This is a genomic window from Nocardioides sp. Root1257 (genome assembly GCF_001425175.1).
GTDB lineage: Bacteria > Actinomycetota > Actinomycetes > Propionibacteriales > Nocardioidaceae > Nocardioides.
In genome coordinates this window covers 146572-159312 of sequence record NZ_LMDV01000009.1, presented here as the reverse complement: position 1 = coordinate 159312, position 12741 = coordinate 146572, and the positions used below count along the sequence as shown (strand labels likewise).

The window sequence follows — 12741 nt, the reverse complement described above, 5'->3', positions numbered from 1 at the left end:
GAAGGTGGTTGCGAGGCTCGCTCCGCTCGCACCTCAACCACCTCAGTGGGCGCTCAGCCGAGGGAGCGGCCGATGCCGCGGGCGGCGACCTGGAGGGCGCCGACGAGGCGGGCGCGGTCCTTGAGGGACGGCAGCACCATGCCGAGGGCGGCGACCACGTCGGGGCCGCGACGGATCGGGACGGCGAGCGAGCAGGCGCCGAGGCTCATCTCCTCGGTGGTGCTGGCGTAGCCGTCGCGCAGCACCTTCGCGAGCTGGCGGCGCAGCAGGCCCGGCTGGGTGATCGTGTACGGCGTGATCCGCGACAGGTCGGCGAGCACGGCGTGCTGGACCTCGAGCGGGGCGTGCGCGAGCAGCACCTTGCCGACGCCGGTCGCGTGCATCGGCAGCCGGGAGCCGACGCTGCTGACGACCGGCACGGACGCGTGGCCGGCGAGCCGGTCGACGTACAGCACGTCCGTCCCGTCGCGCACCGCCAGGTGCACGGTCGCGAGCGTCGCGCCGTAGAGGTCGTGCAGGTACGGCGAGGCGACCTCACGCAGGCCGGTCTGCACCGGGGCGAGCAGCCCGATGTCCCAGAGCCGCCACCCGACGGCGTACTCACCGGAGGTGTTGCGGGCCAGGGCGCCCCACGCGACGAGCTCGCCGACGAGCCGGTGCGCGGTCGGCATCGGCAGGCCAGCCCGGTCGGCGAGCTCGGTGAGCGTGAGCCGTCGGTGGTGCTCGTCGAACGCACCGAGCAGCGCGAGGGCGCGCGAGGTGACGGTGGCCCCGGGCGTCGAGGAGTTGCCGGCCATGGGCCCCAGTCTTCCACTGAACGGAAGCGCGTCGTCGCCAGGCGCTCCTGCGAGTCCCTACGTTCGGCGTCGTGACCACCCCGACCCCCTCCGACGTGGCGAGCCAGGCCGACATCACGGCCGAGATCGAGGCGATCTCGAAGGAGTACGACGCGGCCGGCGTTGTCGAGGACAACGTCCGCCTCGACTACGCGCCGTACCGCTCCAGCATCCTGCGCCACCCCACGAAGGCGCTGCACCAGGTCGATCCCGAGGGCATCGAGCTGGTGGCGCCGGTCTTCGGGCAGCGCGACGTCGACCCGCTCGAGGCCGACCTGACGATCCAGCACCGCGGTGAGCCGGTCGGCGAGCGGATGGTCGTGACCGGGCGCGTCACCGACGGCGAGGGCCGGCCGATCCGGCACCAGCTCGTCGAGATCTGGCAGGCCAACGCCGGCGGCCGCTACATCCACCAGCGCGACCAGCACCCGGCCGCGATCGACCCCAACTTCACCGGCATGGGTCGCTGCCTCACGGACGCGGACGGCAGCTACGAGTTCACGACCATCAAGCCCGGGCCCTACCCGTGGCGCAACCACCACAACGCCTGGCGCCCGGCGCACATCCACTTCTCGCTCTTCGGCACCGAGTTCACCCAGCGGCTGATCACCCAGATGTACTTCCCCGGCGACCCGCTCTTCGCGCTCGACCCGATCTACCAGTCGATCGTCGACCCCGCGGCCCGGCAGCGGCTGGTCGCGACGTACGACCACGACGTCACCCGCCACGAGTGGGCCACCGGCTACCGCTGGGACATCGTGCTCACAGGGTCGCACCGCACCGTGTTCGAGGAGGACGAGCAGTGAGCCTCACCCCGACGCCCGGCCAAACGGTCGGCCCGTTCTTCGGCTTCGCCCTGCCGTACGACGGCGGCGGCGAGCTCGTGCCGCACACCCGTCCCGACGCGATCCGCCTGCACGGCCGCGTGTACGACGGTGCCGGCGACCCGGTGCCCGACGCGCTGGTCGAGGTGTGGCAGGCCGCGCCCGACGGGTCCGTCCCGCAGGAGCCGGGGTCGCTGCACCGCGACGGCTACACCTTCACCGGCTGGGGCCGGGCGGCGACCGACCGCACCGGGCGCTACCAGTTCACGACCCTGCGGCCGGGCGGAGCGTCGCCGTACTTCGCGCTGACGGTCTTCGCCCGCGGGCTGACCGACCGGCTCTTCACCCGCGCCTACCTGCCGGGCGCCGCGCCGGCGGCCTGGCCGGGACCGGCGGCTCAGGCCGACGACCGGGGGTTCGTGTTCGACATCCGGCTCCAGGGCGAGGACGAGACCGTCTTCCTGACGTACGCGCAAGACTGACCCCATGGCGGACCTCTTCTGGCCGGGCGACGACCGGGCCGGCGACCACTTCACGTCCGAGTCGTTCCTGTGGGCGATGGTCGACGTCGAGGCGGACTGGCTCGGCCGCCCGCTCGAGGTGCCCGACCACCTGGAGCAGATCGGCGCAGAGGCTGAAGGCGGCGGCAACCCCGTGATCGCCCTGGTGAAGCTGCTGCGCGAGCAGGACGAGGACGTCCACCGCGGCCTCACCAGCCAGGACGTCGTGGACTCCGCCCTGATGCGGATGGCGGAGGCGGCCGTCGAGTCGCTGCGCCAGGACCTGCACTCGGTCATCGCCCGTCTCGCGGCACTCGCGGCCGAGCACCGGGACACGCCGATGGTGGCCCGGACGCTGACCCAGCACGCCGTGCCGACGACCTTCGGCTTCCGGGTGGCCGCCTGGCTGACGGCTGTCCTGGACGCGGAGGAGCTGCTGGCCGACCTGGACTTCCCCGACCAGGTCGGCGGCGCCGCCGGCACCCGCGCGGCCATCGTCGAGCTCGGGCGGGAGCTGCCGCCCGGCATCCCGCGCTGGCACACCACCCGGGCGCCGGTCACCCGGCTCGGCGACGCGCTGGTCGGCTGCACCGACGCCTGCGCGCGGATCGCCAACGACGTGCTGACGATGTCGCGCCCCGAGATCGGCGAGCTCGCGGAGGGCAGCGGCGGCGGCTCGTCGACGATGCCCAACAAGGCCAACCCGGTCCTCTCGGTGCTGGTCCGGCGCGCCGCCCTCACGACCCCCCAGCTCGGCGCGACCCTGCACCTGGCGGCCGCCCAGCAGGTCGACGACCGCGCCGACGGCGGCTGGCACGCCGAGTGGGCGACCCTGCGCGACCTCGTGCGCCGCACGCTGGTCGCCGCATCGCAGACCGACGAGCTCCTCGCCGGCCTGGAGGTCGACACCGGGCGGATGGCCGCCACCCTGACCGCCGCCGGCGACGCCGTGCTGGCCGAGCAGCGCAGCATGGCGCAGGCCGCCGGTCACGACCCGGCGCCGACGTACCTCGGCGACGCGCTCACGTACGTCGACGCCGTGGTCGCCCGCGCCCACGCCACCCTGGAGGAGGGCCAGTGATCCCGAGCATCACGATCGTCCGGATGACCGGCGCCCGGGACCGGGCCGAGCTGCCGCTGCTGGTGCTCGGCCCGTCGCTCGGCACGTCGGCCGCCACGCTCTGGACCGCGAGCGCCGCCGGACTCACCGACGTCTTCGACGTCGTCGCGTGGGACCTGCCGGGCCACGGTCACAACCGGTCGGTGCCCGAGGAGCCGTTCACGATGGGCGAGCTCGCGGCCGGCGTGCTGCGCGTCGTCGACGACGTGCTCACCCAGCGCGGCCAGCCGCGCGGGCCGTTCTTCTACGCCGGCGACTCCGTGGGCGGGGCGGTCGGGCTGCAGCTGATGCTCGACGCTCCCGACCGGGTGGTCGCGGCCGGGCTGCTGTGCACCGGCGCCCAGATCGCGACGCCCGACTCCTGGACCGAGCGGATCGGCAAGGTCTCCGCGTCCGGCACCCCGGTGATGGTGAGCGCCTCGGCCGAGCGCTGGTTCGGCCCGGGCTTCGCCGAGCGCGAGCCCGCGCGCGCCTCGGCCCTGCTGCACGCGCTGTCCGACGCCGTCGACGAGGGCTACGTCCAGGTCTGCGGCGCGCTCGCGGCGTACGACGTGCGCGACCAGCTGTCGCGGGTCGCGGCACCCGTCCTCGCGGTCGCCGGCAGCGCCGACGTCGCGACCCCGCCCGACAAGCTCCGCGAGATCGCCGACGGCGTGCAGGACGGGACGTACGTCGAGCTCGACGGGGTCGCCCACCTCGCGCCCGCCGAGGCGCCCGAGGAGGTGGCGCGCCTGCTGCGTCAGCACTTCCTCGGGGAGGAGCCGCCGCGTGAGGAGTCGCCCGGCATGACCGTCCGCCGCGAGGTGCTCGGTGACGCGCACGTCGACCGGGCCGTCGCCGGCACCACCGACTTCACGCGGGACTTCCAGGAGCTGATCACGGCGTACGCCTGGGGTGAGATCTGGACCCGCCCCGGCCTGGACCGCCGCAGCCGCTCGATGATCACGCTGACCGCCCTGATCGCCCGCGGCCACCACGAGGAGCTCGCGATGCACGTGCGCGCGGCGCTGCGCAACGGGCTCACCGTGGACGAGATCAAGGAGGTCATCCTCCAGTCGGCGATCTACTGCGGCGTCCCGGACGCCAACACCGCGTTCCGGATCGCGTCCGGGGTGCTGCGGGAGGAAGGGCTCCTCTGATCAGACCGACGCCCCGATGATGGTCGCCACCCGGCGTACGGCGGGGGAGTCGTCGTCGGCGCGGGTCGCGATCGCGAGGTCGATCGTGGGGGCGTTGCTGAGGGCTACGTAGGAGACACCGTCGAGGCCGAGCGACCGGACCGGCTCAGGGACGAGCGCGACGCCGAGTCCGGCCGCGACGAAGACGACGAGGGTCGCGGTCTCGCCGACCTCGATCATCGACGGCGGCGTGAAGCCGGCCGCCTCGCAGGCCGCGAGGACCCGTGCGTGCATCGACGAGCGGTGTCCTGACGGGTGCATCACGAACGGCGATCCCGCCAGCGCCGACAGGGGGATCCGGCGCCGCCCGGCGAGCGGGTGCGCGGCGGGCAGCACCGCGACGAGCCGCTCGGTGCGCAGCGGCGTGATGCTCAGATCCCTGTCTGACTGGGGATCCGGGCGCACCAGGGCGATGTCGAAGGTGCGGTCCGCGAGCCCGGCGACCAGCTGGGGCGACAGCAGCTCGCCGCGCAGCTCGAGCTCGATGTCGGGCAGTGCGGCGCGGACCTCGCGGGCGACCCGGGGCAGCACGTCGTACGTCGCGGTGCCGATGAACCCGACCGACACGCGGCCCGAGGCGCCCGACGCCAGCAGCGCCATGTCGTCCTCCGCCCGGGCTACGTCGCCGAGGACCGTGCGCGCGTGCTCGCCGAACCTCAGGCCCGCCTCGGTCAGCTCGACCCGTCGCGTGGTGCGCGTGAAGAGGGTGACCCCGAGCTCCCGCTCGAGCTGCTTGACCTGCTGGGAGAGCGCCGGCTGCGCGAGGTGCAGCCGCGCGGCGGCGCGACCGAAGTGGCGCTCCTCGGCGAGCGCCTGGAAGGACCGGAGGTGACGCAGATCCATAAGGGCAGATTATCAATGGGATCGAAACCAGTATTGGAATCCATCAATGGTCCAGGCCTACGGTGGAGGCATGACCGCAGCCTTCCTGTACGCCGCAGCCCGTACGCCGTTCGGTCGCTTCGGTGGCGCCCTCGCGGAGGTCCGCCCCGACGACCTCGCCGCCGCCGCGATCGAGGGAGTCCTCGCGAAGGCGCCGGACCTCGATCCGGCCGCGATCGGCGACACGGTCTGGGGCTGCGCCAACCAGGCGGGCGAGGACAACCGCAACGTCGGCCGGATGGGCGTGCTGCTCGCGGGCCTGCCCGTCTCCGTCCCGGCCACGACCGTCAACCGGCTCTGCGGCTCGTCGCTCGACGCCGCGATCATCGGGTCGCGCACCATCGAGTCCGGCGATGCGGACGTCGTGCTCACCGGCGGGGTCGAGTCGATGACCCGCGCCCCGTGGGTGCTGCCCAAGCCCAGCAAGGGATTCCCGGCCGGCAACGTCACCGCGGTGTCGACGACGCTGGGCTGGCGGCTCGTCAACGACCGGATGCCGGCCGAGTGGACGGTCTCGCTCGGGGAGGCCAACGAGCAGCTCCAGGAGAAGTACGGCATCTCGCGCGAGCGCCAGGACGAGTTCGCGGCCCGCTCGCACAACCTGGCCCACGACGCCTGGGAGGCCGGCTTCTACGACGACCTGGTCGTCCCGGTCGCCGACCTCACCCGCGACGAGGGCATCCGACCCGGCTCGACCGCCCAGAAGCTGGCCGGGCTCAAGCCGTCCTTCCGCAAGGACGGCACCATCACCCCCGGCAACGCCTCCCCTCTCAACGACGGGGCGTCCGCCGTCCTCCTCGGCTCCGAGGGCGCCGCCATCGGGATCGACCCGATCGCCCGGATCGCCGGCCGCGGCGTCTCCGCCCTCGAGCCGCAGCTCTTCGGCTTCGCGCCCGTCGAGGCCGCCGACCGCGCGCTCGCCCGGGCCGGCATCACCTGGGCCGACGTGTCCGCCGTCGAGCTCAACGAGGCGTTCGCGGTCCAGTCCCTCGCCTGCGTCGATGCCTGGAAGGTGGACCCGGAGATCGTCAACGCCAAGGGCGGGGCGATCGCGATCGGCCACCCGCTCGGCGCCTCGGGCGGCCGGATCCTCGGCACCCTCGCGGCCCGGCTCCAGGAGTCCGGCGGCCGGTACGGCGTCGCCGCGATCTGCATCGGCGTCGGCCAGGCCCTCGCCGTGGTGCTGGAGAACGTCTCGTGAGGGTGTGCGACACGGCCGCCGAGGCGGTCGACGGGATCGAGGACGGCTCGACCGTCCTGGTCGGCGGGTTCGGCATGGCCGGCATGCCCGTCCAGCTCATCGACGCGCTGATCGACCAGGGCGCCACCGACCTGACCGTGGTGTCCAACAACGCGGGCAACGGCGACACCGGCCTCGCGGCGCTGCTGGCCAAGGGCCGGGTGCGCAAGGTCGTCTGCTCGTTCCCGCGCCAGGCCGACTCGTGGGTCTTCGACGGCCTCTACCGCGACGGCAAGGTCGAGCTCGAGCTGGTGCCGCAGGGCAACCTCGCCGAGCGGATGCGCGCCGCCGGCGCCGGCATCGGCGCCTTCTTCTCGCCGACCGGGGTCGGCACGCCGCTCGCGGAGGGCAAGGAGACCCGCGAGATCGACGGGCGCACCTACGTCCTCGAGCTCCCGATCAAGGGCGACGTCGCCCTCATCGGCGCCCACCTCGCCGACCGGATGGGCAACCTCGTCTACCGCAAGACCGCGCGCAACTTCGGGCCGGTGATGGCCACGGCCGCGACCACGACGATCGTCCAGGTCCGCGAGGTCGTGGAGACCGGCGAGCTCGACCCGGAGGCGATCGTGACGCCGAGCATCTACGTGGACAGGGTGGTCGCGGTATGAGCCTGAGCAAGGACGAAATGGCGGCCGCCGTCGCGCGCGACATCCCTGCCGGCGCTTACGTGAACCTCGGCATCGGTCAGCCCACGCTGGTCGCCGACCACCTCCCGGACGGCTCCGGCGTCGTGCTGCACACCGAGAACGGCCTGCTCAACATGGGCCCGCGGCCGAGCGACGAGGAGGTCGACCCCGACCTCACCAACGCCGGCAAGCAGCCGGTGACCGAGCTGCCCGGGTCGTCGTACTTCGACTCGGCGACGTCGTTCGCGATGATGCGGGGCGGCCACCTCGACGTGTGCGTGCTCGGCGCCTTCCAGGTCTCAGCAGGCGGCGACATCGCCAACTGGCACACCGGCGCCCCCGACGCGATCCCTGCCGTCGGCGGGGCGATGGACCTCGCCATCGGCGCCAAGAGCGTCTTCGTGATGATGACGCTCTTCGCCAAGGACGGCAGCTCCAAGCTGGTGCCGTCGTGCACCTACCCGCTCACCGGCGTCGGCTGCGTGGACCGCGTCTACACCGACGTCGCGACCTTCGAGATCACCCCCGACGGCGTCGTCGTCCTCGACACCTTCGGCACGTCGTACGACGAGCTCGCCGAGCGCCTCGACGTCCCGTTGTCCCGCGCATAGGTGCAGCACTACTCGGGGACGGTGACCCGGCGCCGCGTCACGACGCGATGAGCGGCCAGATGACGGCGGATACGTTCTCGGCGATCTGCTCGCGTGCATCGCCACGGTAGAACGCGCCGAAATAGCTGCCGAAGCACATCGTGGCGATGGTGTGGGTGTCGATTCCACGCGAGACGGCACCCTGCTCCTGGAGCTCGCTCAAGACGTTCTCGAGCAGTGTGACGCGCGGCTCGACGGCATGGGTGCGCACCATCTCGAGCAGCTCGGGAGTGTGGATGACCTCTCCGGCGAAGTTGCCCATCAGCACCATGCCGTCCGGGTTGAAGTAGGCCGGATCCAGCCGGCGTACCGCCTCGACGAATGCCTCGCGAGGCTCGAGGAGACTGAGGTCGATGACGTACAGCTCGGCCTGCTTTCGCCAGCCGTAGTCCAAGGCATCCGTGACGAGCTGCAGCTTGGTCGCCCAACGCCGGTAGAGGGTCGGACGACTCACGCCGGCGTCCGCGGCGACATCGCCGAGCGTCATTCGTGAATAGCCATCCCGGACGAGTCGTGAGCGGGTCGCCACGATGATCGCTTCGTCGAGAGCTGGATCGCGAGGCCGGCCGCCAGCGTTCGCGGTGGCGCCGTCCTTCGTCACGCTCGGTCGTCCCATGCGTGCTCCTTGCTCGCGGATACGCGGCACCATACCGGTTTCGTTACACCCTCTTGCGCTAACCCGTTAGGTTACGTACCGTGACTGTAACGTAACTGGTTCGATCCGAGGCGATATCGGCGAAGGGCGCGGAGATGAGAGCGATCGTGGTGACAGATGAGGCGGCCGGCGCCGCCGGAATGAGCCTGGTCGAGCGACCCGAGCCAGCGCCAGCGATCAACGACGTCGTCGTCGAGGTGCATGCCGCCGGCTGGGTCGCGAGCGAGCTCGAGTGGCCTTCCACCTGGGTCGACCGGACGAACCGCGACAGGACGCCCTCCATCCCGGGGCACGAGGTGGCGGGTGTCGTCACCCGGCTCGGATACGGGACGACCGGGTTGGCGGTGGGCCAGAGAGTCTTCGGACTTGCGGACTGGCACCGCGACGGCGCTCTCGCAGAGCTCGTCGCGATGGAAGCGCGCAACCTCGCGCCTCTGCCCGATCAGGTCGACTTCACCGTCGCCGCCTCGCTTCCGATCTCGGGACTCACCGCGTGGCAGGGCCTCTTCCAGCACGGGCGACTGACGGCAGGCCAACGGATCCTCGCCCACGGTGCGGCCGGCGCCGTCGGTGCGATGGTCACCCAGCTCGCCGCCCAGGCCGGTGCCTACGTCGTCGGGACCGGCCGGGGCGCGGACCGCGACAAGGTGCTGGCTCTGGGAGCCCAGGAGTTCGTCGACCTCGAGGGCTCCGAGCTGGAGAGCGTCGGCCCCGTCGACCTGGTCTTCGACGTCATCGGCGGCGCCATCCAGGACCGTTCGATGAAGCTGCTGAGGGACGGCGGCACCCTGGTGTCGATCGTCGGTCCGGTCGAGGCAGTGCCGGATCGTATCCGTGCCCTCGACTTCGTCGTCGAGGCCGACCGAGCCGAGCTGACCGAGATCGTCACTCGTGTCGCCGACGGACGACTGCGGCCCAACATCGGAACCGTCGCGACCCTCGACGGAGCCACCGCGACGTTCACCTCTGATGAGCGGTCCCAGGGAAAGACGATCGTCGCGGTGCGCCCGCAATAGGCGAGATCTGACCCGCGGACCGGCCCCCGGATAGGGGAGGCGAATAGGGGACCTCCCCGCTGCGCCGGACCTCCGACTCCGCGGAAGGTGAGCACGCCGCCGGCACCGTGCCGGCGGCGTCCACCAGGAGGAGCACCATGAAGCGGTTCATCATCGAGCGGGAGATCCCGGGCGCGAGCAACCTGTCGGAGGCCGAGCTGGCAGACATCGCGCAGGCGTCCAACGACGTCGTCGCGGGGCTGGAGGTCCCGTACACGTGGGTCAACAGCTACGTCGCGGGCGACAAGATCTACTGCGTCCACGAGACCGACGAGGTCGAGACGATCCTCGAGCACGCCCGCCGGGGCGGCTTCCCCGCCAACACCGTGTCGGTCGTGGCCAACGAGTTCGGCCCTCACTCGGCGGCCGGGGCGAGCGCCTGAGCGTCGTCCGCGAGTGGCGACCGCGTGCCAGAATCGGCGCCATGGGCGTCGAGGACAGGCTCGCGCTGGCCGCGCTGCCGACGGCGCTGACCCCGTTCATCGGCCGGATCGCGGAGCGCGCGGCACTCGCCGACGCGCTCCGTCCGTCCCGGGGCGGCCACCGGCTCGTCACCGCCACCGGACCCGGTGGCGTGGGCAAGACCCGCCTCGGGCTCGTGGTCGCCGAGGACCTCGCGGACGAGTTCGTCGACGGGGTCGTCTTCGTCGACCTGGTCGCCGTCACCGACGACGCCATGGTGGTCGCCGCGATCGCCGAGGCCGCGGGCGTGCCGGAGCGGTCCGGCGCGACCCGGCTCGACGCGCTCACCGCCACCCTGCGAGAGCGGCGGGTCCTCGTCGTCGTCGACAACTGCGAGCACCTGCTCACCGGTGCCCGGGCGGCGGTCACGGCCCTGCTCTCCGGCTGCCCGGCGCTGCGGGTCCTGGCGACCAGCCGGATCCGGCTGCACCTGGCCGGTGAGACGGTCTTCGCGGTGCCCGGCCTCTCGGTCGACGACGACGCCGTCGCGCTGTTCGAGGCCCGGATGGCCGAGAGCGGCGCGGTCACGCCGCTGACGGTCGACGACCTCGTCACCGTCCGCGAGATCTGCCGCCTGCTCGACGGCATGGCGCTCGCGATCGAGCTCGCGGCCGCGCGCGCACCGAGCTTCGGCCTCGACGGGCTGTGGCTGGCGCTCGGCCAGGGCCACGACGTGCTCAGCTACGGCCACCCCGCCGACGACCGCCACGGGTCGCTGCGCGCCGCCGTCGACTGGAGCTACCACCTGCTCGGCGAGGACGAGCAGGCCGTGCTCCGCTCCGTTGCCCTCTTCGCCTCGCCGTTCGACCTCGAGGCCGCGGCGTACGTCGTGGACCGGCCGCCGACGGAGCTCCTCGACCTCCTCGGTCGGCTCGTCGACTGGAACCTGGTCGCCCTGCGCCCGGGCCGGCCGACCCGCTACCGGCTGCTCGAGACGATCCGGCAGTACGCCGTGGAGCGGTCGGTCGAGCTGGACGAGCTCGAGGCGATCCGGGTGCGGCACCGGGTGTGGTGCGAGTCCACGCTGCGCGAGCTGATCGCGCGGATGCCGGGCGACGCCGCGTGGTGCGCCGAGCTCGACCGGGTCCTCGACGACGCCCGGGCAGCCCTGGGCTGGAGCGCGTCGGACAGGCAGGCGTCGGCCGAGCTCGCGGACCTGCTCGCGGTGGCGGTCTTCGAGCGCGGCCGGCCGGCCGAGGCGGAGCGCCGTCACCTCCAGGTCGCCGAGCTGACCGACGACCCGGCACGCCGGCACCTGGCGCTCTTCCTCGCGTCCCGGGCCGCGCTCGCCCGCTACGCCGGCGACGAGGCGGTCGAGATCTGCCAGCGCGCGGTGGACGCCGCGGTCGAGGCGGGTGACCAGGTGACGGCCGCCCTCTACCTGTGCCACATCGCGACCTGGTGGCACCGCCACGAGGGGACGATGGGCCACCCGGTCTCGACCGCCGCCACGGACGCCGCCCTCGCGCGGGCCCGTGAGCTCGGCGCCGGTCACGAGGCGGTGGAGACCGCGATCGCCATGGCGACCGTGGCGCGGTCGGACCGGCCGCGAGTCGTCGCGGACTGCCTCGCCGTCGTGGAGCGGGCCCGCGCGCTCGGCGACCCGCTGATCGTCGACACGGCCCTCGACGAGGTCTGCGCCGCCGAGCTGGAGGCCGACGACCTGGCCGCCGCGCTGACCACCGTCCGGGCCCGGCTGACCGGGATGGCGCGGGTGCCGGTCGACGTCGCCACCGGGATGGACCACGCCGACGTCAACCTGATGGCCGCCCACCTCTGCCTCGCCTCGGGACTGCTCGCCGAGGGCCGACGACACGCGGACGCCCTGGCTGCGCTGCCGTTCCTGCGCGAGGAGCCGCAGATCGGCATCGCACGCCAGCTCGAGCTCGGCTCGCTCGCCGGCACCTTCGACGACGTGCTCGCCGACGCCGAGGCGTTCCGGGCGTCGTGGGAGCGTGCCGACCGGCCGGTCGTGAACAACTTCGCACCCGCGACGTACGCCGTGGCGATGGTGCTCGGGATCCTCGGCGACGACGACGGGCGCGCGGACTGGACGGCGGTGACGCGCCGGATCGCCCGCGACCCCGGCGCCTGCGACGACCCCACGCTCATCTGGCCGGCCACCCTCGACGGGCTCCACCACCTGCACCGCGGTGAGCCGGAGCGCGCGCTCGAGGTGCTCTCGTTCGCGCCCGACGACGTCCCCGGCGGCTGCGGCTGGCACCAGCGGCTCTGGCTCGCCTGGCACTCCGCCGCCTGGGCCGAGGCAGGGATGCTCGCGGGTGTGCCTGACGTGGAGGACCGGCTCGCCCGCGCCGCCACGAGCACCCGCGACAACGTCGTCGCGTCCCTCATGGTCGAGCGGGCCCGGCTGCTGGCGAGCGGGGACAGGGCCGGTGTGGCCGCCCTGACGGCCCGCTTCCACGAGCTCAGCTGCCCCTACCAGGCCGCGCGGAGCCGCGAGCTCGCCGGCCTGGCGCCGGTGCCGTCCGGCCCCGAGGCGCTCGCCGCCCTCAGCGAGCGCGAGCGTGAGGTGCTGGCGCTGGTCGCCACCGGCGCCAGCAACCCCGAGATCGCGAGCTCGCTCTTCATCAGCCGCAAGACCGCCGAGCACCACGTCTCGCACATCCTGACCAAGCTCGGCGTCGCCAACCGGGCCGAGGCCGCAGCCCTCGCGGGCCGCCTCGGCCTCGGCGCTGAGTAGGGCCCG

The 12741-nt window shown here is 73.1% G+C and carries 13 protein-coding genes and 1 pseudogene; 11 read left to right on the top strand and 3 right to left on the bottom strand.

Going from position 1 to position 12741, the window contains the following annotated elements:
* Window positions 1–53 precede the first annotated feature (53 nt).
* On the bottom strand, window positions 54–797 hold the full coding sequence (locus ASC77_RS15025; protein WP_056154557.1) for an IclR family transcriptional regulator: 744 nt from the start codon (window positions 795–797) through the stop codon (window positions 54–56).
* Window positions 798–868: 71 nt separating this feature from the next.
* Here ASC77_RS15025 and pcaH point away from each other — a divergent pair, with 71 nt between their 5' ends.
* The 5 genes and pseudogenes from pcaH to pcaC all read left to right on the top strand — a co-directional run bounded on the left by pcaH (window position 869) and on the right by pcaC (window position 4419).
* Complete coding sequence (pcaH, locus tag ASC77_RS15020; protein WP_056154554.1) at window positions 869–1642, top strand: protocatechuate 3,4-dioxygenase subunit beta; 774 nt, start codon at window positions 869–871, stop codon at window positions 1640–1642.
* The gene (locus ASC77_RS15015; protein ID WP_056154550.1) at window positions 1639–2142 is read left to right on the top strand and encodes a protocatechuate 3,4-dioxygenase subunit alpha; all 504 of its coding nucleotides are present in this window, start codon (window positions 1639–1641) and stop codon (window positions 2140–2142) included. Before pcaH ends, ASC77_RS15015 begins: the two co-directional genes overlap by 4 nt.
* A gap of 4 nt (window positions 2143–2146) precedes the next feature.
* Complete coding sequence (locus ASC77_RS15010; protein WP_056154547.1) at window positions 2147–3241, top strand: lyase family protein; 1095 nt, start codon at window positions 2147–2149, stop codon at window positions 3239–3241.
* Window positions 3242–3264: 23 nt separating this feature from the next.
* Window positions 3265–3966 (top strand): annotated as a pseudogene (locus ASC77_RS27865) (alpha/beta fold hydrolase); the annotation flags it as partial.
* Between the two features lie 99 nt (window positions 3967–4065).
* On the top strand, window positions 4066–4419 hold the full coding sequence (gene pcaC / locus ASC77_RS27860) for a 4-carboxymuconolactone decarboxylase (protein ID WP_414813194.1): 354 nt from the start codon (window positions 4066–4068) through the stop codon (window positions 4417–4419).
* Here pcaC and ASC77_RS15000 read toward each other — a convergent pair whose 3' ends face one another.
* Window positions 4420–5301, bottom strand: coding sequence for a LysR substrate-binding domain-containing protein (locus ASC77_RS15000; RefSeq protein ID WP_056154543.1), 882 nt, complete (start codon window positions 5299–5301; stop codon window positions 4420–4422).
* Window positions 5302–5371: 70 nt separating this feature from the next.
* On the opposite strand from ASC77_RS15000, the gene ASC77_RS14995 reads away from it, so the two are divergent.
* From ASC77_RS14995 to ASC77_RS14985, 3 genes are read left to right on the top strand one after another with little or no spacing between them, the layout of a single operon-like run.
* Window positions 5372–6541, top strand: a complete 1170-nt coding sequence (locus ASC77_RS14995) for a thiolase family protein (protein WP_056156487.1) — start codon at window positions 5372–5374, stop codon at window positions 6539–6541.
* Entirely contained in the window at window positions 6538–7191 is a 654-nt protein-coding gene (locus ASC77_RS14990; protein ID WP_056154540.1) for a 3-oxoacid CoA-transferase subunit A, read from the top strand. Before ASC77_RS14995 ends, ASC77_RS14990 begins: the two co-directional genes overlap by 4 nt.
* Window positions 7188–7820 carry a 3-oxoacid CoA-transferase subunit B gene (locus ASC77_RS14985; protein ID WP_056154536.1) on the top strand — a complete coding sequence of 211 codons (633 nt, stop codon included), beginning with the start codon at window positions 7188–7190 and terminating at the stop codon, window positions 7818–7820. The genes ASC77_RS14990 and ASC77_RS14985 overlap by 4 nt, the downstream gene beginning before the upstream one ends.
* A 37-nt stretch (window positions 7821–7857) precedes the next feature.
* On the opposite strand, the gene ASC77_RS14980 is transcribed toward ASC77_RS14985, so the two are convergent.
* Window positions 7858–8475 carry a TetR/AcrR family transcriptional regulator gene (locus ASC77_RS14980; protein WP_056154532.1) on the bottom strand — a complete coding sequence of 206 codons (618 nt, stop codon included), beginning with the start codon at window positions 8473–8475 and terminating at the stop codon, window positions 7858–7860.
* Between the two features lie 134 nt (window positions 8476–8609).
* On the opposite strand from ASC77_RS14980, the gene ASC77_RS14975 reads away from it, so the two are divergent.
* The 3 genes from ASC77_RS14975 (at window position 8610) to ASC77_RS27470 (ending at window position 12735) form a co-directional block, all read left to right on the top strand.
* On the top strand, window positions 8610–9530 hold the full coding sequence (locus tag ASC77_RS14975; protein ID WP_056154529.1) for an NADP-dependent oxidoreductase: 921 nt from the start codon (window positions 8610–8612) through the stop codon (window positions 9528–9530).
* Between the two features lie 137 nt (window positions 9531–9667).
* Window positions 9668–9952, top strand: a complete 285-nt coding sequence (locus ASC77_RS14970; protein WP_056154526.1) for a DUF4242 domain-containing protein — start codon at window positions 9668–9670, stop codon at window positions 9950–9952.
* A gap of 41 nt (window positions 9953–9993) precedes the next feature.
* Window positions 9994–12735 (top strand): LuxR C-terminal-related transcriptional regulator, encoded by a 2742-nt coding sequence (locus tag ASC77_RS27470; protein WP_056154523.1) that lies wholly within the window; start codon window positions 9994–9996, stop codon window positions 12733–12735.
* Window positions 12736–12741: the final 6 nt, after the last annotated feature.

Coding starts and splice junctions, on each gene's coding strand:
- ASC77_RS15025 (WP_056154557.1), bottom strand. CDS start 797: ATGGCCGGCAACTCCTCGACGCCCGGGGCCACCGTCACCTCGCGCGCC.
- ASC77_RS15010 (WP_056154547.1), top strand. CDS start 2,147: ATGGCGGACCTCTTCTGGCCGGGCGACGACCGGGCCGGCGACCACTTC.
- pcaC (WP_414813194.1), top strand. CDS start 4,066: ATGACCGTCCGCCGCGAGGTGCTCGGTGACGCGCACGTCGACCGGGCC.
- ASC77_RS15000 (WP_056154543.1), bottom strand. CDS start 5,301: ATGGATCTGCGTCACCTCCGGTCCTTCCAGGCGCTCGCCGAGGAGCGC.
- ASC77_RS14995 (WP_056156487.1), top strand. CDS start 5,372: ATGACCGCAGCCTTCCTGTACGCCGCAGCCCGTACGCCGTTCGGTCGC.
- ASC77_RS14985 (WP_056154536.1), top strand. CDS start 7,188: ATGAGCCTGAGCAAGGACGAAATGGCGGCCGCCGTCGCGCGCGACATC.
- ASC77_RS14980 (WP_056154532.1), bottom strand. CDS start 8,475: ATGGGACGACCGAGCGTGACGAAGGACGGCGCCACCGCGAACGCTGGC.
- ASC77_RS14975 (WP_056154529.1), top strand. CDS start 8,610: ATGAGAGCGATCGTGGTGACAGATGAGGCGGCCGGCGCCGCCGGAATG.
- ASC77_RS14970 (WP_056154526.1), top strand. CDS start 9,668: ATGAAGCGGTTCATCATCGAGCGGGAGATCCCGGGCGCGAGCAACCTG.
- ASC77_RS27470 (WP_056154523.1), top strand. CDS start 9,994: ATGGGCGTCGAGGACAGGCTCGCGCTGGCCGCGCTGCCGACGGCGCTG.